This window comes from Halomonas sp. SpR8 (assembly GCF_031010195.1).
In the GTDB taxonomy this organism is placed as follows: domain Bacteria; phylum Pseudomonadota; class Gammaproteobacteria; order Pseudomonadales; family Halomonadaceae; genus Vreelandella.
The window spans coordinates 48,180-69,912 of the sequence record NZ_JAUAMC010000009.1 but is presented as its reverse complement, the minus strand read 5'-3'; the positions used below and the strand labels follow the sequence as shown (position 1 = coordinate 69,912).

The 21,733-nt window shown below is 53.9% G+C and carries 24 protein-coding genes; 13 read left to right on the top strand and 11 right to left on the bottom strand.

Going from position 1 to position 21,733, the window contains the following annotated elements:
- Positions 1 to 8: 8 nt before the first annotated feature.
- The 3 genes from QT230_RS17095 to puuE all read right to left on the bottom strand — a co-directional run bounded on the left by QT230_RS17095 (position 9) and on the right by puuE (position 3,043).
- A complete protein-coding gene (locus tag QT230_RS17095) occupies positions 9 to 863 on the bottom strand; it encodes a transporter substrate-binding domain-containing protein (RefSeq protein WP_308323335.1) in 855 nt (284 codons plus the stop codon).
- A 342-nt stretch (positions 864 to 1,205) separates the two neighbouring features.
- Positions 1,206 to 2,081, bottom strand: a complete 876-nt coding sequence (locus QT230_RS17090) for a MurR/RpiR family transcriptional regulator (protein ID WP_308323333.1) — start codon at positions 2,079 to 2,081, stop codon at positions 1,206 to 1,208.
- 23 nt (positions 2,082 to 2,104) lie between these two features.
- Positions 2,105 to 3,043: an allantoinase PuuE gene (puuE, locus tag QT230_RS17085; RefSeq protein WP_308323331.1), complete on the bottom strand. Its 939-nt coding sequence runs from the start codon at positions 3,041 to 3,043 to the stop codon at positions 2,105 to 2,107.
- A 339-nt stretch (positions 3,044 to 3,382) separates the two neighbouring features.
- Between puuE and QT230_RS17080 the strand changes: the two genes are divergently transcribed.
- From QT230_RS17080 to QT230_RS20890, 10 genes are all read left to right on the top strand, one after another.
- Entirely contained in the window at positions 3,383 to 4,147 is a 765-nt protein-coding gene (locus tag QT230_RS17080) for an aspartate/glutamate racemase family protein (protein WP_308323330.1), read from the top strand.
- Between the two features lie 134 nt (positions 4,148 to 4,281).
- A complete protein-coding gene (locus QT230_RS17075) occupies positions 4,282 to 5,637 on the top strand; it encodes an NCS1 family transporter (RefSeq protein ID WP_308323329.1) in 1,356 nt (451 codons plus the stop codon).
- A gap of 29 nt (positions 5,638 to 5,666) precedes the next feature.
- Positions 5,667 to 7,130 (top strand): NCS1 family nucleobase:cation symporter-1, encoded by a 1,464-nt coding sequence (locus QT230_RS17070; RefSeq protein WP_308323327.1) that lies wholly within the window; start codon positions 5,667 to 5,669, stop codon positions 7,128 to 7,130.
- Positions 7,131 to 7,477: 347 nt separating this feature from the next.
- Positions 7,478 to 7,873 (top strand): hypothetical protein, encoded by a 396-nt coding sequence (locus QT230_RS17065; RefSeq protein WP_308323326.1) that lies wholly within the window; start codon positions 7,478 to 7,480, stop codon positions 7,871 to 7,873.
- 116 nt (positions 7,874 to 7,989) lie between these two features.
- Positions 7,990 to 8,571 carry an NAD(P)H-dependent oxidoreductase gene (locus QT230_RS17060; protein WP_308323325.1) on the top strand — a complete coding sequence of 194 codons (582 nt, stop codon included), beginning with the start codon at positions 7,990 to 7,992 and terminating at the stop codon, positions 8,569 to 8,571.
- 90 nt (positions 8,572 to 8,661) lie between these two features.
- Complete coding sequence (locus QT230_RS17055; protein WP_308323323.1) at positions 8,662 to 9,480, top strand: class I SAM-dependent methyltransferase; 819 nt, start codon at positions 8,662 to 8,664, stop codon at positions 9,478 to 9,480.
- On the top strand, positions 9,477 to 10,031 hold the full coding sequence (locus QT230_RS17050; RefSeq protein WP_308323322.1) for an alpha/beta hydrolase: 555 nt from the start codon (positions 9,477 to 9,479) through the stop codon (positions 10,029 to 10,031). The genes QT230_RS17055 and QT230_RS17050 overlap by 4 nt, the downstream gene beginning before the upstream one ends.
- Positions 10,032 to 10,082: 51 nt before the next feature.
- Positions 10,083 to 10,484: a PaaI family thioesterase gene (locus tag QT230_RS17045; RefSeq protein WP_308323449.1), complete on the top strand. Its 402-nt coding sequence runs from the start codon at positions 10,083 to 10,085 to the stop codon at positions 10,482 to 10,484.
- 32 nt (positions 10,485 to 10,516) lie between these two features.
- Positions 10,517 to 10,870 (top strand): ASCH domain-containing protein, encoded by a 354-nt coding sequence (locus QT230_RS17040; RefSeq protein ID WP_308323320.1) that lies wholly within the window; start codon positions 10,517 to 10,519, stop codon positions 10,868 to 10,870.
- A gap of 230 nt (positions 10,871 to 11,100) precedes the next feature.
- Positions 11,101 to 11,223 carry an addiction module protein gene (locus QT230_RS20890; protein ID WP_374694480.1) on the top strand — a complete coding sequence of 41 codons (123 nt, stop codon included), beginning with the start codon at positions 11,101 to 11,103 and terminating at the stop codon, positions 11,221 to 11,223.
- 110 nt (positions 11,224 to 11,333) lie between these two features.
- Here QT230_RS20890 and QT230_RS17035 read toward each other — a convergent pair whose 3' ends face one another.
- The 3 genes from QT230_RS17035 to uraH are packed head-to-tail and all read right to left on the bottom strand — an operon-like array spanning position 11,334 to position 13,651.
- The gene (locus tag QT230_RS17035; protein WP_308323318.1) at positions 11,334 to 12,068 is read right to left on the bottom strand and encodes a GntR family transcriptional regulator; all 735 of its coding nucleotides are present in this window, start codon (positions 12,066 to 12,068) and stop codon (positions 11,334 to 11,336) included.
- A gap of 15 nt (positions 12,069 to 12,083) precedes the next feature.
- Positions 12,084 to 13,286, bottom strand: coding sequence for a urate hydroxylase PuuD (locus QT230_RS17030; protein ID WP_308323316.1), 1,203 nt, complete (start codon positions 13,284 to 13,286; stop codon positions 12,084 to 12,086).
- An 11-nt stretch (positions 13,287 to 13,297) separates the two neighbouring features.
- Complete coding sequence (gene uraH, locus QT230_RS17025) at positions 13,298 to 13,651, bottom strand: hydroxyisourate hydrolase (protein WP_308323314.1); 354 nt, start codon at positions 13,649 to 13,651, stop codon at positions 13,298 to 13,300.
- Positions 13,652 to 13,782: 131 nt separating this feature from the next.
- Between uraH and uraD the strand changes: the two genes are divergently transcribed.
- Positions 13,783 to 14,322, top strand: a complete 540-nt coding sequence (gene uraD, locus QT230_RS17020) for a 2-oxo-4-hydroxy-4-carboxy-5-ureidoimidazoline decarboxylase (protein WP_308323313.1) — start codon at positions 13,783 to 13,785, stop codon at positions 14,320 to 14,322.
- Positions 14,323 to 14,440: 118 nt separating this feature from the next.
- Here the strand turns inward: uraD and QT230_RS17015 are convergent, their stop codons facing one another.
- From QT230_RS17015 to QT230_RS17005, 3 genes are all read right to left on the bottom strand, one after another.
- Complete coding sequence (locus QT230_RS17015) at positions 14,441 to 14,797, bottom strand: phasin family protein (RefSeq protein ID WP_308323312.1); 357 nt, start codon at positions 14,795 to 14,797, stop codon at positions 14,441 to 14,443.
- A gap of 177 nt (positions 14,798 to 14,974) precedes the next feature.
- Positions 14,975 to 15,664: a glutathione binding-like protein gene (locus QT230_RS17010; protein WP_308323311.1), complete on the bottom strand. Its 690-nt coding sequence runs from the start codon at positions 15,662 to 15,664 to the stop codon at positions 14,975 to 14,977.
- 98 nt (positions 15,665 to 15,762) lie between these two features.
- Entirely contained in the window at positions 15,763 to 16,455 is a 693-nt protein-coding gene (locus QT230_RS17005) for a glutathione S-transferase N-terminal domain-containing protein (protein WP_308323310.1), read from the bottom strand.
- A 412-nt stretch (positions 16,456 to 16,867) separates the two neighbouring features.
- On the opposite strand from QT230_RS17005, the gene QT230_RS17000 reads away from it, so the two are divergent.
- Positions 16,868 to 18,559, top strand: a complete 1,692-nt coding sequence (locus QT230_RS17000; RefSeq protein ID WP_308323309.1) for an L-lactate permease — start codon at positions 16,868 to 16,870, stop codon at positions 18,557 to 18,559.
- A gap of 76 nt (positions 18,560 to 18,635) precedes the next feature.
- Here QT230_RS17000 and QT230_RS16995 read toward each other — a convergent pair whose 3' ends face one another.
- Both QT230_RS16995 and glcC read right to left on the bottom strand, forming a co-directional pair.
- The gene (locus QT230_RS16995; protein ID WP_308323308.1) at positions 18,636 to 19,160 is read right to left on the bottom strand and encodes a gamma carbonic anhydrase family protein; all 525 of its coding nucleotides are present in this window, start codon (positions 19,158 to 19,160) and stop codon (positions 18,636 to 18,638) included.
- Positions 19,161 to 19,207: 47 nt separating this feature from the next.
- Positions 19,208 to 19,987: a transcriptional regulator GlcC gene (glcC, locus tag QT230_RS16990; protein WP_308323307.1), complete on the bottom strand. Its 780-nt coding sequence runs from the start codon at positions 19,985 to 19,987 to the stop codon at positions 19,208 to 19,210.
- Between the two features lie 235 nt (positions 19,988 to 20,222).
- On the opposite strand from glcC, the gene glcD reads away from it, so the two are divergent.
- Entirely contained in the window at positions 20,223 to 21,722 is a 1,500-nt protein-coding gene (glcD, locus tag QT230_RS16985) for a glycolate oxidase subunit GlcD (protein ID WP_308323305.1), read from the top strand.
- Positions 21,723 to 21,733: the final 11 nt, after the last annotated feature.

Sequence of the window (21,733 nt, the reverse complement as noted above, 5' to 3'; positions counted from 1 at the left end):
AATGAACCTCAGCTACCGAAGTTTTCAGGCAGATCGGCGCTAAACCAACGCTGGGACAGCTCATTCAGAGTGCCATCCTCCAGCCCCTGGGCAATCAGGCGGTTGACCTCTTCCATCAGCGCGGGCTCGTTCTTGTTCATGCCCACGTAGCAGGGTGAATCTTTCAACTGATACACCAGTGAAGGCGCGCGGTCGCTATTGCGCTCGGCGATCTCGGCGGCGACGACGTTACCGGTAGCCACGTAATCAACCTGGCCAGACAGAAACGCGGAGATGGTGGTGGCGTTATCTTCAAAGCGCTGAACAGTGGTGGAGTCTGGGGCAATCTCGGAAAGCTCCATATCCTCAACGGCGCCACGGGTGACACCGATGGTTTTATCCGCTAAGCCATCCGGGCCTTCGACACTTTCATCGGCATCAGCGCTGAACACACCTAAAAAGAACGGTGCGTAGGCATCAGAAAAGTCAATCGCCGCTTCGCGTTCCGGATTCTTACCCAGGCTGGAGATCACCAAATCCGCCTGGCCGGTCTGTAAATAGGGAATCCGGTTGGCACTGGTAACGGGGATCAGCTCTAACTTAACGCCCATTTCGTCAGCAAGGTATTGGGCCATATCAATATCGTAGCCACGCGGCTGCAGGTCGGTACCCACCGAACCAAAGGGCGGAAAATCCTGGGGTACGGCAATCCGAATGGTGCCGCGGGATTCGATATCCTCAAGGGCATCCGCCTGAACGCCGGGGCTGGTAGTAAATGCCCCAATGGCGACGGCGGCACTCAGCCCCGTCGCTAAAACGCTGGACTGCAGGCATTTGAAGCGACGGGTAAGGGAGTTACGGAAACGATGCGATAACGATTTCATAAAGCTCTCCTGGCAGGCGTATGTTCTGCAAACTCTTGGTTTTGCTAGAGACAATTCGCTGGATAATTAGCAGTAGTGGTCTTGGCAATGGAAGCAAAGCGAATGAAAGTTTTGTTGCATAAGATCTAACAAAGAAACTTTCGTTTCACATGATCACCAAAAGCAATTGCGATACCAGAAGTCACTAAGGTTTTTTATAACAGCCGCTTAGCGGGCACACTTAGCCGCAACGCAGTTGAAACCGCATCGGGAGGAGAGTTTGAATAGAAATAAGCGCAGCGTATTGGTGCAGCTCTAACCCATCAGAACAAAGAAATGCACCATGTTAGGCAGCAAGGCAGCCTACTGCGCACTCCAATCAACGCTCATGGTGGGCGCTTCCAGCTCACTAAGATCAGCATACACATCGCTAATCGCGCTGATCCGCTCTCGGCCTTTTGCCAAGCGCCGATGCAACACGCCGTTAGCAATCAGGCAGATTAAGCTATTGGCGGCGGCGTAGCTATCGAAGGCGGAGAGGCTTTCCAGTGGTGTTTCAAAAAACCACGTTACCTGTGAGGCGAAATTGACTGCGGTGGGGTCAGCCAGTAAGGCTACCTTGGCAGGCGAGCGCTCAAGGGCATCAATTAGCGAAGCAAATGCCGCCGGGCGGCGGCGAAAGCCAAACAGCACCACTACATCCTGCTCGGTTAAATCGACGATCTCTTCCGCTAATGACTGATTTGGGTGGGGAACCACCCGCACCTGGGTGCGCGCCTGAATCAACTGCTGGCGAAAATGCAGCGCTAACGGGTAGCTGTTCCGAAACCCGATCACGACCACATGCCGCGCACTATCCAGGCGCTCTACCAAGGCGGCAAACTGATCCGCGGCAATACCGTTTAAGCAGCGCTGCAGGTTTTCCTGCTCGCGCTGTAAATGGCGCTGAAACGGCGCCCCCGCCTCATCCTGCATGGCGTTGGCATCGATCACCAACGGCACACCGAGGTTGCGCAGCTGGCGGGCGTGGTCTTTAACCGTGCGGTAGCTCTCAAACCCCAGCCGTTTGAACAGGCGGCTGACCGTCGATTTGGAGACCCCGGTCAAGCGCGCCAAATCAGCGGCACTGTACACCGCCAGATCATCAAAGTGATCGAGGATAAAGCTCGCCACCCGCTGCTCCTGGGCAGTTAGCGCGTCAAACTGGGCGGTAATACGCTGTCCGATATGCGGCGTCATAACATCCTATTGAGCTACTTAATTTAGCGGGTTGAGGGCGGGTGGTGCTCCGCCCAGTGGCGGGCGATATCGACCCGCCGGGCCACCCAAACGCGGTCGTGGGTTTCGATGTAATCCAAAAAGCGCTGTAGCGCGCGAAAACGCCCTGGCCGCCCTAGCAAGCGGCAATGCATACCGATGGAGAGCATCTTCGGTGCCTCTTCACCTTCCGCGTAAAGCACATCAAAGGCATCGCGCAGGTAGGTAAAGAAGTGATCAGCGGTGTTAAAACCTTGCGGCGCGGCAAAGCGCATATCGTTGCTGTCCAGGGTGTAAGGCACAATCAGGTGGTTGTGATCACTGCCCTGACTATCGGTCACCTGCGTCCAGAAAGGCAAGTCATCGCCGTAGTAGTCGCTATCGTAAAGGAAACCGCCCTCATCCAACACTAAACGCCGGGTATTGGGGCTGTCGCGGCCGGTATACCAACCCTGGGGTTTCTCCCCGTAAAGGCGCTGAAAAATCTCCATGGCCTGCTGAAGGTGTTCGCGTTCAACGTGCTCAGGCACTTCCTGATAGTGAATCCAGCGGTAGCCGTGGCAGGCGATCTCGTGGCCCAGCTCTTTAAATGCCATGGCAACATCCGGATTGCGCTCCAGCGCCATGGCCACGCCAAACACTGTGAGCGGCAAATCACGCTTCTCAAACTCGCGCAGAATGCGCCATACCCCGGCGCGGGAGCCGTACTCGTAAATCGACTCCATGCTTAGATGGCGGTCGGGATAAGCCGGTGCGCCGATAATTTCCGATAGAAACTGCTCGGAGCCCGAGTCGCCATGCAGTACGCAGTTCTCGCCGCCCTCCTCGTAGTTGAGCACGAACTGAACGGCAATTTTCGCCTTGCCGGGCCAATTGGCGTGGGGCGGGTTGCGCCCGTAGCCGATTAAGTCGCGTGGGTAGTGGCCCTTAGCGGATGACGACATAGCTAGCTCCCTTTATATCGATTTCCAGCATGCCTATTCCCGGTATACCTATTTCCGGCTCGTCACTGGCGAATAAGCAGCCCAGCATTACAGAAAATTATTTGTATACAAAATAGCGAGATTAATAACGAACCGCAACGCAGCCGGACGCTAATCCCCTGACACTCATAGCGTTTCTAAGTTAAAAAATCGTTAAGCCGTTGAATCCTGAACAATTGGTCAAACTTTTATAGCGACATTTTTATCGTCTATTCACGTCAAGAGGCTTGCGTAAGGCTAGAAACCGCCCTATTTTTGTATACAAGAAAATTTATATTGTTTACATACGGATTCTTTAACGTGCATATACGCATTATTAACCCGAACACCACGGCTTCCATGACCGCTGCTATGGGTCAGGCCGCACAGCAGCAGGCAGCCGCAGGAACGACCGTTAGCGCTTCACAGCCTGACGCGGGCCCCGTTTCTATTGAAAGCCATTTTGATGAAGCGATCAGTGCGGTGGGAGTTGCCGAAGAGGTGCTTAAAGGCGAACGCGAAGGCGGCATCGATGCTTATATAGTGGCCTGTTTCGGCGATCCCGGCCTGCTCGCTGCCCGCGAACTCACCCGCGCGCCGGTGATTGGCATTGCCGAAGCGGCGTTTCATCTTGCCACGTTGGTGAGCACCCGCTTTTCCATTGTCACCACGCTGGGCCGCACTGGCATTATCGCCGAGCACTTGCTTCAGCAGTACGGCTTTAGCCACCACTGCCGGCGCATACGTGCCGCGGAAATTCCGGTTCTCAATCTTGAGCACCACCCCGAGGCGGCGTTTACCCGCATCGTTGAAGAGTGCTGCCGCGCCCGGAATGAAGACGGCATCGGCGCCATCGTTTTAGGCTGCGGCGGCATGGCGAATTTGACCCAAGAGATCAGCCGCGAAGTCGGCCTGCCGGTGGTAGAAGGTGTAACCGCCGCGCTGAAACTGGCGGAGTCGCTGGTCGGTTTAGGGCTGTATACCAGCAAGCACGGTGATCTTGACTATCCCCGGCCAAAAACCTTCACTGGCAAGTTTTCTGGGCTTTCAGACCTTTCGCTACCGCTTAAGTCATCAACACTCTAAAAAGCAATGGCTCAGAAAAATATTTAATAACAAAAGATTAAGAAACACGAACGTCCAATAGCACGCCACGCCGCAAGCGTTCCCCGATTAAAACCGGGGGTTAATAAAACCGATAATCTTGCGAGGACGACATCATGAGCTCAACCTCAGCTCTTACGTCAGAAGAACGATCCGATGCCGGATCAAAAGCACTAGGGGCTGAGAGCCTAGCCCCTCAACACACCCGAATTATGGGGCGCGGCTCCTACTTTTTGGCCTGGTTTGGCGGCTGCGTTTCCATTGGCACCTTCGCCATGGGCTCAAGCGTGGTCGGCACCTTAAACCTGTTACAAGCCACCCTGGCCATCGCCATTGGTTGCTTTGTGATCGGCATAGCGCTGGCTATTAACGGGGCCGCAGGCTACAAATACGGCATCCCGTTTATGGTGCAGGCGCGCAGCGCCTTTGGCTTTACCGGCACGCGTCTACCCGGCTTGGTTCGCGCCGTGCCTGCGGTGGTGTGGTACGGCTTTCAAAGCTGGATTGGCGCCGGGGCACTCAACATGGTGTCGGCCACGCTATTCGGCTTCGACAACCTTATCTTCTACTTTATTACCTTTCAGTTTCTGCAAATCGGCCTATCGGTAATGGGCTTTCAGGGCATCAAGTGGTTAGAGAATATCGGCAGCGCCTTTATCCTCGCCTCGTTGATGTATATGTTCTACGCCACAGTTCAGCGCTATGGCGATGAGCTTTCTGCCAGCCTGCTAACCATGGAAGGCTCCTGGGGCATGCCCTTCTGGGGCGCCACCATGCTGTTCTTGGGCATCTACAGCACCATGATGCTCAACGTCAGCGATTACTCCCGCGAACATAAAAAAGGCACCGCCCAGAGCCTGCTGACCACTATTTACGCCATGTCGATTCTGCCCTGCACGCTGTTTATGGGCTTGATTGGCTATATGGTGTCCGAGGCCACCGGCACCGCCGATCCTATCCAGGTATTTGCCAACGCGGTGGATAACACCCCGTTATTGATGACCACCCTGCTCTTCATCGCCTTTGCCCAGGTGACCACCAACGTACTCAACAACGTGGTGCCGCCGACTTACGTGCTAATGGACGTCTTTAAGATCAAGTTCTCTGTCGCCACAGTGATCGTGGGGCTACTGGCTTTCGCCACCTTCCCCTGGAAGCTGGTGCAGCCGGGCTCTGCGGCGGGCCTGCAGCTATTTGTGCAGACCTACTCCGCCTTTCTAGGCCCGATCTTCGCCATTCTGGTGGTGGATTATTACGTCATTCGCCGCCGCACGCTGGATATCGACAAGCTATACGACGCCAACGGCCCCTACCAAGGCGTCAACCTAGCCGCGTTTATCGCCACCGCGATCGGTATTGCGGCGGCGCTCTCTTTCTCGGCGATCTCGTGGTACGCCAGCCTGATTCCCGCAGGCGTTAGCTACTACCTGCTCATGAAGTACTGGGCTCCCTGCCAGCGCTTTAGCCAGTAACTCCATTTGCCAACCTGCGAGCCAATACGATGAAAGAGAGCAACGACGTGAGCGACCTGGATATCAAGCACATCGATCCCACACTGTATAACGAGGATCTGGCCCCGCTGAAACCCCAGGATCGTTACTGGGGTGCGTTTGAAATTTTTAACGTCTGGTCTAACGACATCCAGAGCCTATTTGGCTACACCCTGGCGGCCTCGCTGTTTTTAACCTATCGCCTGAATGGCTGGGCGGTGATGGCGGCGATTATCCTGGCCGGTGTGATCGTGATGTGCTTGGTTAACCTGACCGGTAAACCCAGCGTTAAATACGGCATTCCGTTTCCGGTGATGGTGCGTGCCAGTATGGGCGTGCGCGGCGCCAACCTGCCCGCGATGCTGCGCGCTATCGTGGGGATTTTTTGGTATGGCGTGCAGACCTACTTCGCCTCCACCGCCGTCACCCTGCTGATTACCGCCTTCGTTGGCGCGGGCGATGGCGGCACCTTCCTGGGGCTTTCCGGCGTCGCCTGGGTGTCATTTGTGATCGTGTGGCTGTTTCAGATTGCGATCTTCTGGCAAGGCATTGAGCGCATTAAGCACTTCCTCAACTGGGCAGGCCCGATGGTCTACGTGGTGATGCTGGTGCTGATGGTCATTGTTTGGTATCAGGCGGGCAGCGAGCTAATCCCCGCCATTGGCACCATTTTTAGCGGCGACGGTGAAAGCAGCGGCAGCTCACTCGCGGCCTTTATGGCGATTGTCGGCACCATGGTGGCCTATTTCGCGGCGGTGGTAATCAACTTCGGTGACTTCACCCGCTTTGTGAAAACCGAGCGCCAGATGAAGCTGGGCAACCTGCTGGGCTTGCCGCTTAACGTGGCGTTCTTCTCGTTTATCGCGCTGATTATTACCGCGGGCACCCTGGTGCTGTTTGGCGAGGCGCTGACCAACCCCGCCGATATCGTTGAGCGAGTAGATTCACTGCCGCTGACCATTATCGCCGCCCTCACCTTCTTTGCCGCCACGGTGGGTATCAACCTGGTCGCCAACTTTATTCCCCCCGCTTACGACCTGGCCAACCTGTTTCCCAGCAAAATCAGCTTTAAGATGGGAGGCCTGATTACCGCAGTGATTGCATTCTTTGTCGGCGCGCTATGGCTTTCAGTCATCAGCCAGATCGGCGTTCCCGGCTTTGTAAATGCGCTGGGGGCCATCGTCGCACCCTTCTACGGCATTATCGTGGTCGACTACTACCTGATTAAGCGCCAGCACCTAAACATGCAGGAGCTGTTCTCATCAGCACCGGGCGGCGCCTATTACTACGTAAACGGCTGGAACACCCGCGCGCTTATCGCTTTTGGCGTGGCGGCGCTTTTCTCGCTTTCTACTATGTTAGTACCCGCCCTATCCACGCTTGGCGGCTACGGCTGGCTGATCGGTGCAGGCTTGGGCGGGCTGTTCTACTACGGCTTGATGAAGCAGTTTAAGACTGCGCCTGCGTTGGCTTAGCAGTAGACTAGCGCGCCGTAACTAACTGATTATAAAATCATAAAAGCGCCATCGGTAAAAACGATGGCGCTTTTTTTAGGTGCGGGCTGGCGAGGTCAGTTTGAAACCTGTCAACTCCTTCCCATGGCGCTACCAAGCAACGTATTTTGCGGTATCAGAATTCAGCGAAATGAGCTATTTTCGATCTGTAGTGCGTGTTTTTCTGGTAGGTTCATGTGACGAGGGCTTATTTTTATTAAAAACAATGAGTTGAAAGAATACAATATGTGTTTATTCGCAATTTAAAAAAGTGGTCTGGGATGTTTACGCGCATGCGCATGAATAAACTGTTAGAAACGAGTTGAGCTATGGGTAAGCCCGATTATCTGTACCATGGTACTCGCAAAAAACTTGATCTGCTGAATCCGACGCAGGGTGTTGGATATGGCGTGGCGGATAACGAGCATGGTGTTTATGCTGTTTCAGAGCGAGAGCTGGCAATCCCCTTCGCCATCTCATTTCGTCCCTTAGGCGACGGGGCAATTTTCTCTGTTGAAACCTCGAAGCGCCCACCTCGTATAGTGTTAAAGAATACTGATGTCGATTGGGATCAAGTGGGGTATGTGTACAAGGTTAGCTCTGAAACTTTTGAGCAAATTGATCCAGAGCAGTGGTTGTCCAAGGTTGCCGTTGAGCCAGTGGAAACTGAAGAAATCAAGCCAGAGTCCTATCGGGGCTGGATCGTATACAAGTCGGAGGGCTAGGGACCGTGCAAATAGTTTCTAGCCATGCCAGTCACGGCGACGGTTACTACATTGCGGCTCCGCCTCCATTCCGTAATCGCGCGTACTGAGCGGCGTTAGAATTTAAGGAGGTTTTAGTGAAGTGTTTGGTTGTGGTATCACACCCTTTAGAGGATAGTTTATGCCATTACTTAGCGGCTCAGACAGTTGAACATTTAACCTCAAATGGTTATAAAATTACTCTTCTTGATCTATATAAAAATAACTTTGAGCCTGCGCTAACTCAGCAGGAAAGAAAAAGTTATTATCAAGAAAATTTTAATGACGATCTGCTTGAAAATGAACTTGAGCAATTAAAACAGGCCGAGTCATTGGTACTGGTCTTCCCTACATGGTGGTTTGGCTTCCCGGCAATTCTAAAAGGGTGGTTTGATCGAGTATGGGCTCCGGGACATGCATATAATCATGCATATGATTTAGGGACAATAACCCCACTTTTAGACAACTTGAAAGAAGTAAAAGTTATTACCACCCTTGGTTCACCTTGGTGGGTAGATAAGTTCGTTCTTCGGCAACCAGTAAAACGGGTACTAAAAACTGCTCTGCTAGGCGCATGTACAAAACGCTGCAAGTTCAATATGTTGTCACTGTATAATAGCGAAAGAGCATCAAAACAACGTGTTGAATCTTTCGTAAGAAAAATACAAGGCAAGTTTTAGTGGTAATAAAAATTCTAATTGCGGCGTTAGCCTGAACATGCAGATGCAATCCGAGCCATGAAGACTGGGTCTACAGACGCAAAGCATGACGTGGAGCGACAACGTCAACAGTGGGATCGCGTCGCTGCGGGTTGGGAAAAGTGGTGGCGCACGATCGAAGATGGCGCGCAACACGTCAACGATCGCTTGATCGATCTGGCCGACGTTGCACCTGGCAAGCGGGTGTTGGACATCGCGACGGGCATCGGCGAACCCGCGTTGTCAGTTGCAAGGCGTGTCGGGCCTGCCGGGCGGGTTGTCGCCACCGACATCTCGAAGCAGATGCTCGATATCGCTCGGATCAGAGCAAGTACCTCTGGACTGACGAATATCGCGTTTATCGAAGCCGATGCTGAACGTCTGGATTTTCCAGACCACAGCTTTGATGCCATTTTTTGTCGCTGGGGAATAACGTCGCTGCCAGATCATCCGAATCTGCTCGTCAAGATAGAGCGCATGCTGACGCCCAACGGCTCGTTTGCCACTTCGGTCTGGGATGAAGCGTCAAGACTCCCCCTCACTAGCATCACCATAACCGTTGCCCAAGAGGTTTTTCATTCAGCGCCGCCCCGACCGGAGCCGCCTCCCGAAGCACCGCAGGACCCGTTAGAAGGCGTGATGGCTCGCGCCGGGTTTACCGATGTACGTACTGAGAAGTTGACTGTCGCCCTGGAGTTTGCATCCACCGAAGCCTTCACCCAATATCTCGTAGATGTTTCCCCCGTAGTTGCCGCCTTGCTCTCGGATCAGTCACCCATGCGGCAGGCGGAATACCAGCACCGGCTGGTCCAGGAGTTCCGGCGTTACGCGGCGACCGATGGGAGCTTTCGCATTCGCAATGTCTGCATTTGTGCGGTTGGACGGAAATGAGCATCTGCGCTCTTTTCATACAGGGCGGCGGCGAAGGCGCGCACGCCGAAGACGAGGTGCTCGCAAGCTCTTTGAAGCGCGCGCTTGGCCCAGACTATGACGTGCGCTACCCACGAATGCCGGATGAATCCAATCCGAGCGTAGAGGTTTGGGGGCGGAAGATCTCTTCAGAATTATCGAAGATCTCGGGGGAAGTGATCTTGGTAGCGCACTCAGTGGGCGGGTCCATTCTGTTGCAGTATCTGTCAGGTGAGAAGTTTGGCAATTCCATAGGTGGCCTGTTCGTGCTTGCCGCGCCGACATGGGACGACAATCAATGGAACTTCGATGACCTAAAGCTACCGGGCGAAATTGCCGACAAGCTCGCGCAGATTCCGCGGATATTTTTCTATCATTGCCGTGATGACGAAATCGTCCCGTTCGCTCACCTGGCGCTTCACGCCGCGCAAATCCCCAAGGCAATCACTCGCGAGATCAGCCACGGCGGACACCAGTTCGGTAATGACTTGACACGTATCGCCATGGACATTCGCGGTGACGAGGCAGGCTAATTCAGGGGTTAGATTGCCGGAGTACCGATAAGGAGCTGAAAATTGAGCAATATGTTAGAGAAAGGAAAAGAGATTCTGTCGGAGCAATCTTTCAGCCTGCTTGTGGGAGCAGAGTTGGAAGTTTTTGAGGCCGGAACTGCTGAATTGAGCCTTGAGATTAGAGATGACCTCAAGCAAAACAATGGTTTTGCGCATGGCGGTGTCGTTAGCTATTTGGCTGATAACTGTATCACCTTTGCCGGAGCATCAATATTAGGAAACTGTGTCACGTCAGAATACAAAGTAAACTATGTTAGGCCCGCGATCGGAGATAGATTGATCGCTAGGGCAACAGTTTTATACTCAGGAAAACGTCAATCTACGTGTGAGTGTAAGGTGTATGCCCAAACAGATGGTGAGGAAAAGCTGGTTGCGGTTTCTCTTGGAACAATAAACAAGATTGATGCACCGTAATCTAACCAGACTAGGCAGGAAAAGGAACCTCGATGCTTGCCCTATCAATAGTAGCTCCACATGGCTCCAATATAGCTGCAGGGAAAAAGACGCTGGAGGTTCGCTCGTGGCGTCCAGAATCCTTACCGGTTCGAAATCTCTTAATCGTAGAAAATTCAATGTTTCTGTCTGCTGATAACCCCATCGATGTTGATGGTAGATCTGTCGCAATCGTAGATGTTGAAGAAGTTCATGAATGGCAGCCTTCTGAAGTAGAAGCTGCTTGTTCAAACGGCTGGGAATCAGGGTACTGGGCTTGGAGCTTGTCAAATGTCCGCCCTGTTACCAACGGCGGAACGTTGCCTGCCAAGAGGAAACTATATGAAGTCGAGTTGACACATCCTTAAACCTAACAATAGGGCGCCAACCCACTACGCGGCTCGTCGCCCGCGTGCTTTGCTTTATGCCGCCCCCCCCCCGCCTACGGCATGCTAGAATTAAAGCGTAAATCTGCTAATGCAAAGAGGCTCCACGATCATGAGACTCGAACAAGTCATTCAAGAGACAAAAAGGCTTTCAGCCAATGATCGGGCTTTGCTTGTTCATTGCCTGATTTCTAGCCTTGAAACTCAGCACGATGAAGGGGGTCGATGAGGCTTGGCTCTCTCTTGCTGAACAGCGGCTTGATGAGCTTGAGACTGGCAAAGTTCAAGGGCTGTCATGGGAAGAAATTAAAGGCCAACTTAAGCGTCCCTCGTAATGGCTGAGCTGAGTTTTCATCCAGGGATTTGTAGCGAGCTACAAGTCGCTCAATGCGTGACATCCTCAGTGGTAAATGTTCGTAAAGCGCTAAAACAACAAACTAGCGCCCTAACCCCCAAATATCTGCTGCAAATCCGGTACGTTCTCTTCCTCTTCGACCATGGAGAGCGAGGCTTCAATCGCTTTTAGGTGGCGGCTCATAAAGGCCTTGGCGCGTTCGCCGTTGCCTGTTTCCAGGTAGCCGATGAGGTCATCATGGTCGTGGGATTCGCAGCCCAAGTGGCCGCGGTGGCCGTAGACGGCGAGAATCAGCGATGAGCGCGAGCAGAGCCGTTCGACAAACTCCGCCAGAGTGGCATTGCCTGATAATTGTGCCAAGCGCACATGAAAATCCGCCGATAGCCGAATGGCCACGCTTTGCTGGCCGCTGCGCAACGCTTGGCGCTCCTGGCGGGCCATTTCACGTAGCTCTGCGGCCTCTTTTTCACCCATGCGCCGCGCTACATCGGGCATTAAGCCACACTCGATTAATTGGCGGGCATCGAATACGTCCTTGGCTTCATCGGCGGTGGGGCGGGTGACGCTGGCACCGCGGCGTGGCGTTAAGGTCACTAGCTGTTCAAGCGCCAAACGCTGCAAGATTTTACGAATACCGGTACGGCTGATGCCAAACACCTCTGCCAGCGCATCCTCGCGCAGCCGTGCGCCGGGCTTTAAGCGCTGCTCAACAATCGCATCGCTAATGGACCGGTAAATCGCTTCGTGGCGCTCATCGCCCTCTTTACTAGTTTTAGTGTCTTTAACGGGAGCGCGTCGTTTTTCCAGCGCCTGCGTATCACTCATAGCTATCCTCTCTGATCATTCCTCCCAAGCCGCAATGATATCGCGCTCTTCGTCACTCATGTTGGTCATATTGCCTAACGGCATATATTGACTGGCGACCACCTGCTGAATCTGTGTCTTTTGGCCCAGAATTTCATCCCAGCTATCGAAGGCAAACCCTGCGGGCGGCGCGGAGAAACCGGCATGCTCCGGATTGCGTGCGTGGCACTGCACACAGTGCTGCTCGATCAGGCCGGTGATTTGTGCCTGGTCTGGCCCTTGAGCGTCGGTATCGCCACTCGTTGACGAAGCACTAGGCGCAGCGACCCAAAACGCTAACAGGATAAGCCCTACCCCAAAGGCGGGATACGCTGGCCGGGTTTTACCGGCATGCATCAGGACAAAGAACTGCCGTATCAAAGCACCGGCAAAAATAAACAGCACCATCACGACCCAGGCCAGCTCATGGGAGTAGATAAACGAGTAGTGATTACTCACCATCAGCAAAACGACCGGCAGCGTAAAGTAGGTGTTATGTACCGAGCGCTGCTTGCCGCGCTTGCCATCCAATGGGTTGGGTGCATCACCGGCTTTCATGGCGTTTACCATGCGGCGCTGGCCAGGAATAATCCAGAAGAAGACGTTCGCTGACATCGCCGTCGCCATCACGGCACCGGTAAGCAGGAAGGCGGCGCGGCCGGTGAACATTTGCGTGCTTAGGTAGGCCACCACGATCATCATTACGGCAACCGCGACGCTAAGCAGGCCATCACGATCCATATTGGGGCTAATGCGCTTACACAGCTCGTTGTAAACCACCCAGCCGCCCAATAAAAAGGCCAGCGCTAGAATGTTGGCCTGCCAGCCAGTGAGATTGGCGGCCCACTGCCAGGGGCTGTTGGGGTTTACCAGATAGAACCCCGGATTCACCATATAGAGAATTACAAACAGCGCAAAGCCGGAAAGCCAGGTGGTGTAGGCTTTCCAGAATGACCAGTGCAGATCATTGGGTAGCTTGGCAGGCGCGGTGGCGTACTTCTGGTTGTGATAAAAACCACCGCCATGCACCGACCACATTTCGCCAAACACGCCCTTCTCGCGGTCTTCCGCTGCCTTCGGCGAGCGGAGGCTATTATCCAGCATCACAAAATAAATCGACTCGCCGATCCAGGCGATAGCCGCAATCACGTGTAGCCAGCGCAACAGCAAGTTAACAAAATCAATAATATATGCCTGCATACCTAGCCCTCTTAGCTACCGCGGTAGGTGGAATAGCCGTAAGGAGAGAGAAGCAACGGCACATGGTAGTGCTGGCTGGCGTCCGCGACGCCAAAGCGCAGCGGAATAACGTCTAAAAAGCGTGGCTCAGCTGCTTCAACGCCCTGGGCGCGTAGGTAGTCACCGGCATGGAACACCAGCTCGTACTCCCCTGCAGTGAGCGCATCACCTTCCAGAATGGGCGCATCACAACGGCCATCGCTGTTGGTGGTCACGGTAGTGAGATGCTCGCGATCACTGCTGGCAAGGCGAAACACCTCAATCGTAATGCCATGACCGGGCTGTCCTTTGGCGGTGTCCAGTACGTGGGTGGTTAAGCGTCCCATAGCCACTCCTTGTTTATGACGTTGTCTGTTATGACGTTGCCTGATTATTCTGACCTATCGGTCAAAGAGTACCGTTACTGCTGTTTGTTGTATACAGTAATCCTATTCCTGTTCATTTTGGAGAGACTTCAGTGCCTACTTCTACTTCGTTAGTGCTTTCACCCGCGCCTAGCCAGTGCAGCCTTGAAATGCTGACCCATCACTATGGCGATGTTTATGAGCATTCGCCCTGGGTGGCAGAGGCCGCTTGGCGGCATGGCTTGACTGAAGCCCATGACGCCCCGAACGCCCTGGCCGAACTAATGGGTCTTATGTTGCAGCAGGCGAGCAGTGAACAGCAAATTAAGGTAATACAAGCACACCCTGACTTGGCAGGCAAAGCCGCTTTGGCCGGTGAGTTGACGCAAGATTCGACCAGCGAACAGGCAGGCGCAGGGCTTGACCAATGCAGCCCGGAAGAATTTGCGCGTTTTGAAAGCCTCAACGCCGCCTATAAGGAGAAGTTTGGCTTTCCCTTTGTGATTGCGGTTAAAGGGCTCGATCGGCATGCAATTTTGGCCGCTTTTGAGGAGCGTCTGAACAACGACTTAGCAACAGAGCGGCAAACGGCCATTGAGCAAATTATTCGTATTGCACGCTTTCGGTTAATCGATCGAGCTTCAAAAGCGTAAATCTACCATTTAATGTATACAAAAAAACGCCGCGACTTTAAAAGGCGCAGCGTTTTATACCGACGTTTTAACTCATACTCACTAGCTAATGCAGACTAGCCAAGCAGGCTAACAAGCGTTATTGCTTGGCTTTAGCTACCGCGTTCTTAGTAGTCTCTTCTGCCTGCTTCTGGCTTTCTTCAGCAAAGCTTTGGCTAATAGAGGTCACTTTTTCGGTATCGCCCTTCACGCGCTCCATGAACTCGCTCGCCGTTTTCTGCTGGCTTTCCATGGCTTTCTTAAAACTGTCGGCATCTTTCACATCCAGCCAAGTACGCGCTTGTGAGATGGCCATATCAGAGTAGGCACGAGCAGCATCCAATTGAGCGCTGAACAGCTGATCGTAATAATCAAGCGCTGACAGCGTGTATGAACGCATGGGTGATACAAAAACGGACTCAAACTGTTGCTTGGTCTTATCAGTTGCATTATTCATCGTAATACCTCCAGAGAGCTTGCAAATAAACACGCCTCGATTAGACGGTTCTTAGTAAGGCTTTTGCCTCCGCTGTACTTAAAGCTAGCAGTGCTTTTTGTGCAGCGCAACATGATTTTTCATCATCCTGCACAGGCTCACTTCCAGGCTGTTAAAAAGGCTGATCACCATTTGCTACTAACGGTTTCCGAACAAGTGCTTACGCGCCTGCTCGTCCATTTCGACGCCCGCCTGCGGATTTACTTCTTCTACCAAGGCGTAGGCGCGCCGCACCGCTGGCCGCGCTTTGATCATGTCAAACCAGCGCTCCAAGTCCGGAAACTCTTCTAACGTCTGACGCTGTTTTTCCCACGGCACGATCCACGGATAGATCGCCATATCGGCAATCGAGTAGTCCTCACCACCCACATAGGTGTGCTGCGCGAGGCGCTGATCCAATACGCTGTAGAGGCGGTTGGTTTCGCGCACGTAGCGCTCAATCGCGTACTCAATTTTGTGCGGTGCATAGTGGCAAAAGTGATGATTCTGCCCTGCCATGGGGCCTAAGCCGCCCATTTGCCAATGAAGCCACTGCAGCACGATATAGCGTTCGCGCCCTGTTGAAGGCAGAAATAGGCCACTCTTATCAGCGAGGTACTCTAGAATTGCGCCCGACTCAAACATCGCTAGCGGCTGACCGCCGTCCTGGGGAGCGTGATCCACGATGGCGGGAATGCGGTTATTGGGGGCGATGGTGAGAAATTCAGGATCAAACTGCTCACCTCGCCCAATGTTAATCGGCTTCACTCGGTACGCCAGCTTGGCTTCCTCGAGCATAATGGAGATTTTGTGGCCGTTGGGGGTTGTCCAGTAATACAGATCAATCATTGCCATCTCCTTAAAAAAGCGTGGATCCACTCTCAAACGAGTGTATCGATGCTTTCTAATTGCTTACAGCGGCACCGATGAGGTGCCGCCATCCAGCGTTATAAATCGCGAACGGTGAGCGCCTTACCTGCCACGCCATTGTGCGCACTCAGCATGCGCTGGAACCATTCACTGACCGGATCATCAGGCGCGACAAGCTCCTGAGTCGATACCACATATGCCCACATCATGCTCCCAAACAGCAGGTAATCTGCGCCGCTGGGTGCATTGCCGTCTAAAAATGCGCTAACCCGCAACATATCTCGAACCGGCGCTAATGCCTGCTTAAGCTGCTGTTTACCTTGATCAGGCTGGTGGAATTCTTCCAGCGTGCAGCCAAAACGCGCCTCGCGTGTTTTACGAAAATAGTCTTGGTCGTCAGGATGCACGGCGGCGAATAAATCCATGGCGATAATTCGGAATAGCGCCGGGTTTACGCTGCGCTCGACGATATATTTGAACAGCAGCGCTCGCTGATAGCTGGCTCCTTCGCCCAGCACGGGCGCCTCGGGATAGGCTTCATCCAAATAGCGCATGATGTCGAGGCTATCGGTGACGACGCGGTCTCCATCACAAAGCACCGGCACCTTATCGTAGTCGGCAAACGCTAGCGCCTGTTTGTCTTTGAATCGCCACGCCACGGAGGTGAATTCTAGGCCTTTATGGGCAAGCGCCATACGCACACGCCAGCAGAAAGGTGAAAAACGTAGCCACTCGTTGCGCCCGCATAGATCGTAAAGTTTTAGAGCCATTCTGACCGCCTTCTGGTTGAAAAATAGAGGGTATAACTATGGCTAAATTAATGGATTAAAAGAGTTGAGAAATTAGTGCGTTAACGTTGCTTGCGAGTGCTGCCTAGCCAAACAATGAGCTTAAGAAACTTACGGCGCAAGAGCCGCCTGTAGACACTGTCTATTAGTCTAATGGCATGCTTTGACACTTAGCCTACGCTCTTCTCTAACAAATTATTAAAAACAAATACTTACCTTATAAAAACTAGTCTCTAAAAGCTTTCCAAGCAAACATTTAACTGGTAAGACCAATTTTCCAATGTAGTCATATTGTTAGCCTAAACGTATCTTTCATCTACACCCGACTGGTGGCATAACCGCCAGACGGTTATTGCGAAGCATACCAAATCAATAACAAGGGGCAGTTTCTTCCATGAATGAAACGATACTTGCACTTCTGGCCTTCTTGCCGCTGTTGCTGGCCGGTGTTTTGCTCATCGGGTTTAAAATACCGGCCAAAATAGCGATGCCGATTGTCTTCCTGACCGCCGCTGTCATCGGCTTAACCGCTTGGGATATGTCGTTTAGTCGCGTAGCAGCGTCGACTATTCAAGGCTTGATCCAGACTGCCGGTCTTCTATGGATCATCTTTGGCGCCATCCTGCTGCTTAACACCCTCAAGCACTCCGGTGGTATTACCGCTATTCGTAACGGCTTTTCAGGCATTAGCCCGGACCGCCGAGTACAGGCGCTGATCGTTGCCTGGCTTTTTGGCTGCTTTATCGAAGGCGCCTCTGGCTTCGGTACGCCAGCAGCCGTTGCCGCACCGCTGATGGTGGCCCTTGGCTTCCCGGCGCTAGCGGCGGTAGTGGTGGGCATGATGATTCAATCCACGCCGGTCTCCTTCGGTGCAGTAGGCACACCTATTGTGGTCGGTGTGGGTAGCGGTCTGGATCGAGCAGGTATTACTACCGAACTTGACTCGGTAGGCTCCAGTTGGGATGTGTTCTTCCAGCTAGTCACCAGCGAAGTGGCAATTACTCACGGTATTGTAGGTATCTTAATGCCGCTGATTCTGGTGACCGTGATGGTGCGCTTCTTCGGTGCCAATAAGTCGTGGAAAGAGGGGCTGTCAATTACCCCATTCGCTATCTTTACCGGTATCTGCTTCGTAGTGCCTTATATGCTGGTCGGGGTGCTGTTGGGGCCTGAGTTCCCGTCGATGATCGGCGCCATGGTAGGCCTGGCGATTGTCGTACCAGCCGCCAAGCGTGGTTTCCTGCTGCCCAAAGACACCTGGGATTTTCCCGAGTCCTCTGCTTGGCCAGACGAGTGGATCGGCAACCTGCAGATCAAGCTTGATGACGTAGTGGGCAAGGCCCCGATGTCGACCTTCAAAGGCTGGGTTCCCTACGTATTGCTAGCGCTGTTCCTAGTGGCCTCCCGGACGATTGAGCCCCTGCGTGTCGCGCTAACGTCTATTAACCTCAACTGGAATAATATTCTTGGCGAAGCGGGCGTTAGCGGCGGCGTGCAGCCTCTCTACCTGCCCGGTGGTATTATTATTGCCGTGGTGATCGTTACCTACTTCTTGCACCGCATGAACCCGCAAAAAATCAGCGCGGCCGTTTCGGAGTCGACAAAAACGATCTTTGGCGCTGGCTTCGTGTTGATCTTTACCGTGCCGATGGTGCGCATACTAATTAACTCCGGCGTTAACGGGGCTGACCTGGTTTCGATGCCGGTGATGATGGCACAAGCGGTGGCTAATAATGTAGGCGGCATCTACCCGCTCTTTGCTCCCGCAATCGGGGCGATGGGAGCCTTTATTGCAGGCTCGAACACGGTCTCTAATCTGATGTTGGCAGAGTTCCAATTCAGCGTTGCGGAGACCTTGGGGCTTTCCACGGCGATGATGGTAGCGCTGCAAGCTGTGGGGGCGGCAGCCGGCAATATGATCGCCATCCATAACGTCGTCGCAGCCTCCGCCACGGTGGGTCTGCTTGGTCGTGAAGGGGCAACGATTCGTAAGACGATCCTACCGACGATCTACTACCTTATCTTTACCGGTATCATCGCGCTGATTGCGTTCTACGTGATAGGCGTGACCGACCCATTGATGTAGCCGTAAATCTCGCTAGCAAGTGTTTAAACGCAACCCTCCAGGCTTAGCCTGGGGGTTGCGGTTTCATGTTTAAGCGCTAGCCGATACGTTTCAGTTCTTGGCTGTGGAGCTTGCCGCGTTCGACGTAGCTTTGAGCGTTCTGCTTCAAACCCGCCACCACTTCTTCGGAAAGCTCTCTCACGACGCGTGCAGGCGAGCCAACGATTAACGAGTTAGGCGGAAACTCCGCACCTTCCTTGATAAAAGCACCCGCGCCCACCAGGCTGTTTTCGCCAATCACCGCACCATTAAGTACCACCGCTTGAATACCAATCAGACAGCCATCGCCAATGGTGCAGCCATGCAGCATCGCCTGATGGCCTACCGTTACGCCCCGCCCTACTTGGAGGGGAAAACCAGGATCGGCATGCAGCACAGCGCCGTCCTGAATATTGCTCTCTTCACCAATTTCCAAGTGATCGGCATCACCGCGCAGCACGGCCTGATACCACACGCTAGAGCGGGCTTTTAACGTTACCTGGCCGATAACATCCGCGGTTTCGGCAATATAGACATCGTCATGGATGTCGGGCTGATGCTCGCCGTATTGATAAATCGCCATATTAGTCTCCGAAATTATTGTTGATGCCGACTGTGTTAATACTTGAGCTACCGCCACTCTTCAAGCCGCATGGAAGAGCGCTCCAACCGCTCGTTCTCATCATCTATGTCGCGCAGCAGTTGGCTAATGCTGGAAAGGTGCTCCAACGCCACCCTCTTTGCCTGCTCGGCTTCACCGCGAACCACTGCATCGTGTAACTGCTGATGCTGGTGATTGATCATCGCGCGGGGCGCAGGCAAATGGTAAAGGTGCTTGACTGAGGCAAATACCGAACTAAGCAGCAAATCGGTCAGGCTCTGCAGCGTATGCACTAATACCGGGTTGTGGGACGCTTGCGATACCGCCAGATGAAAGGCGTGGTCAAGCCTGGCAAGCCGTTCAACGTCAATTTCTTCTGCACTCTGCGCGTAATCGGTCATTTCACGGTAGCGCCGGGTGATCAGCACCCGATCCGCAGAGGTGCCACGGCTGGCAGCCAACCAGGCCGACTCCCCTTCCAGCAGTGCGCGCACCTCTAACAGATCAAACAGCGTGCGCGGGTGGTCTTTAAACAGATGCATTAATGGGCTCTGGTTGCCCACCGGTAGAAGCGTGGCGACCGTTGAACCGTGGCCCTGGCGGGTATCAATAATGCCCTTGCTGCGCAAAATGCGCAGCCCTTCACGCAGCGAAGCCCGAGAGACCCCCAGCCGTTCGCATAGCCGCCGCTCAGAAGGAAGCAACTGGCCGGGGCGAAACACGCCATCAAGTATCAGGCGCTCAAGCCGAGTGGCCACGTGTTCAGGCATTCGCTGCCCGGGTGACAACGCTTGGTTCGCCGATGGCATGTGAACTCTCCTCCAAAACTGTTTAAACAGCTTGCCAGGACTCAACGCAGAAGGCATCCATGTTAATGATAGGGTCGACCAATTACTGGTCAGACCAATGCACCACAGCCTAGACAGACGCGCAAAAAAAGCCCAAATTGAGCCAACGTTGTTAGAAAGATAGATGTGCGTGAAAGATAGCCGCATAGACCGTTTTAGCATTTACCTTTAATGATAATAAGCCTGGGATGTCGTGATGAATATCCTCTTTGATGAACGCCTGGACGGTGAGCTGGTTCGGCGTGATAAAAGCGAGGTCTTAGCCGACCTGCAGCAAGCCGTGCCGGAGATGACGCTGCTGCACCGCGAAGAAGACCTGCGCCCCTTCGAGTGCGATGGGCTGGCGGCCTATCGCGTGCTACCCATGCTGGTGGCACTGCCTGAAACCCTGGACCAGGTAAAAGGCCTGCTGATGCGCTGCCATGCGCTCGGCGTACCGGTGGTTACCCGTGGCGCGGGTACCGGTCTTTCCGGTGGCGCACTGCCGCTGGAACAGGGTGTGCTGCTGGTGATGTCGCGCTTTAACCAGATTCTGAAAGTCGACCCTGATGCTCGCCTGGCGCGGGTTCAGCCCGGCGTTCGCAACCTGGCAATTTCCGAAGCTGCCGCACCTTACGGGCTTTACTACGCGCCGGACCCTTCGTCGCAAATTGCCTGCTCCATTGGCGGCAACGTGGCTGAAAATGCTGGCGGCGTGCACTGCTTAAAATATGGTTTGACGGTGCATAACGTGATGCGCGTGGACGTGCTCACCATTGAGGGCGAGGCAATGACGCTGGGCGCCGAGTCCCTGGACGCCCCCGGCTTTGACCTACTGGCGCTAATGAATGGCTCGGAAGGCATGCTCGGCGTGGTCACCGAAATCACCGTCAAGCTACTGCCCAAACCGGAAACCGCCAAAGTATTGATGGCAAGCTTCGACGACGTCGAAAAAGCCGGGCGCGCCGTTGGCGATATCATCGCGGCCGGGATTATTCCTGGCGGCCTGGAGATGATGGATAAACTGGCGATTAAAGCCGCCGAGGATTTTGTGAAAGCTGGCTACCCGCTGGATGCCGAAGCCATTCTGCTCTGCGAGCTGGATGGCGTTGAAGCCGATGTCGACGACGACTGCGATACCGTGCGCGGAGTGCTGGAAAAAGCCGGAGCGACCAATATTCAGCAAGCGCGCGATGAAGCCGAGCGCGCCAAGTTCTGGGCCGGGCGTAAGAACGCCTTCCCGGCGGTGGGTCGTATGTCACCGGACTACTACTGCATGGATGGCACCATTCCGCGCCGTGAACTCCCCCGCGTGCTAAAAGGCATCGCCGCGCTTTCCGAAGAGAGCGGCCTGGCGGTGGCCAACGTCTTCCACGCCGGCGATGGCAATATGCACCCACTGATTCTGTTTGATGCCAACCAAGAGGGCCAGCTAGCCCTGGCTGAAGAGGTCGGCGGCAAGATCCTTGAGCTGTGCGTGGCGGCGGGCGGCTCAATTACCGGCGAGCATGGCGTTGGCCGCGAGAAGATCAACCAGATGTGCAGCCAGTTCCAGCCGGATGAGATCAGCGTTTTTCACGCCTTGAAAGCCGCTTTTGATCCACAGCGACTGCTTAACCCAGGTAAGAATATTCCCACCCTGGCGCGCTGTGCGGAATTTGGCGCCATGCATGTGCATAACAACGAGTTACCGCATCCGGAGCTACCACGCTTCTGATGCCATAAGGA

What these genes read in the sequence shown, in the direction of transcription:
- QT230_RS17095 (WP_308323335.1), bottom strand. Translation starts at nt 863, where the DNA reads ATGAAATCGTTATCGCATCGTTTCCGTAACTCCCTTACCCGTCGCTTC.
- QT230_RS17090 (WP_308323333.1), bottom strand. Translation starts at nt 2,081, where the DNA reads ATGACGCCGCATATCGGACAGCGTATTACCGCCCAGTTTGACGCGCTA.
- puuE (WP_308323331.1), bottom strand. Translation starts at nt 3,043, where the DNA reads ATGTCGTCATCCGCTAAGGGCCACTACCCACGCGACTTAATCGGCTAC.
- QT230_RS17075 (WP_308323329.1), top strand. Translation starts at nt 4,282, where the DNA reads ATGAGCTCAACCTCAGCTCTTACGTCAGAAGAACGATCCGATGCCGGA.
- QT230_RS17070 (WP_308323327.1), top strand. Translation starts at nt 5,667, where the DNA reads ATGAAAGAGAGCAACGACGTGAGCGACCTGGATATCAAGCACATCGAT.
- QT230_RS17065 (WP_308323326.1), top strand. Translation starts at nt 7,478, where the DNA reads ATGGGTAAGCCCGATTATCTGTACCATGGTACTCGCAAAAAACTTGAT.
- QT230_RS17050 (WP_308323322.1), top strand. Translation starts at nt 9,477, where the DNA reads ATGAGCATCTGCGCTCTTTTCATACAGGGCGGCGGCGAAGGCGCGCAC.
- QT230_RS17045 (WP_308323449.1), top strand. Translation starts at nt 10,083, where the DNA reads ATGTTAGAGAAAGGAAAAGAGATTCTGTCGGAGCAATCTTTCAGCCTG.
- QT230_RS17040 (WP_308323320.1), top strand. Translation starts at nt 10,517, where the DNA reads ATGCTTGCCCTATCAATAGTAGCTCCACATGGCTCCAATATAGCTGCA.
- QT230_RS20890 (WP_374694480.1), top strand. Translation starts at nt 11,101, where the DNA reads ATGAAGGGGGTCGATGAGGCTTGGCTCTCTCTTGCTGAACAGCGGCTT.
- QT230_RS17035 (WP_308323318.1), bottom strand. Translation starts at nt 12,068, where the DNA reads ATGAGTGATACGCAGGCGCTGGAAAAACGACGCGCTCCCGTTAAAGAC.
- QT230_RS17030 (WP_308323316.1), bottom strand. Translation starts at nt 13,286, where the DNA reads ATGCAGGCATATATTATTGATTTTGTTAACTTGCTGTTGCGCTGGCTA.
- uraH (WP_308323314.1), bottom strand. Translation starts at nt 13,651, where the DNA reads ATGGGACGCTTAACCACCCACGTACTGGACACCGCCAAAGGACAGCCC.
- QT230_RS17015 (WP_308323312.1), bottom strand. Translation starts at nt 14,797, where the DNA reads ATGAATAATGCAACTGATAAGACCAAGCAACAGTTTGAGTCCGTTTTT.
- QT230_RS17010 (WP_308323311.1), bottom strand. Translation starts at nt 15,664, where the DNA reads ATGATTGATCTGTATTACTGGACAACCCCCAACGGCCACAAAATCTCC.
- QT230_RS17005 (WP_308323310.1), bottom strand. Translation starts at nt 16,455, where the DNA reads ATGGCTCTAAAACTTTACGATCTATGCGGGCGCAACGAGTGGCTACGT.
- QT230_RS17000 (WP_308323309.1), top strand. Translation starts at nt 16,868, where the DNA reads ATGAATGAAACGATACTTGCACTTCTGGCCTTCTTGCCGCTGTTGCTG.
- QT230_RS16995 (WP_308323308.1), bottom strand. Translation starts at nt 19,160, where the DNA reads ATGGCGATTTATCAATACGGCGAGCATCAGCCCGACATCCATGACGAT.
- glcC (WP_308323307.1), bottom strand. Translation starts at nt 19,987, where the DNA reads ATGCCATCGGCGAACCAAGCGTTGTCACCCGGGCAGCGAATGCCTGAA.
- glcD (WP_308323305.1), top strand. Translation starts at nt 20,223, where the DNA reads ATGAATATCCTCTTTGATGAACGCCTGGACGGTGAGCTGGTTCGGCGT.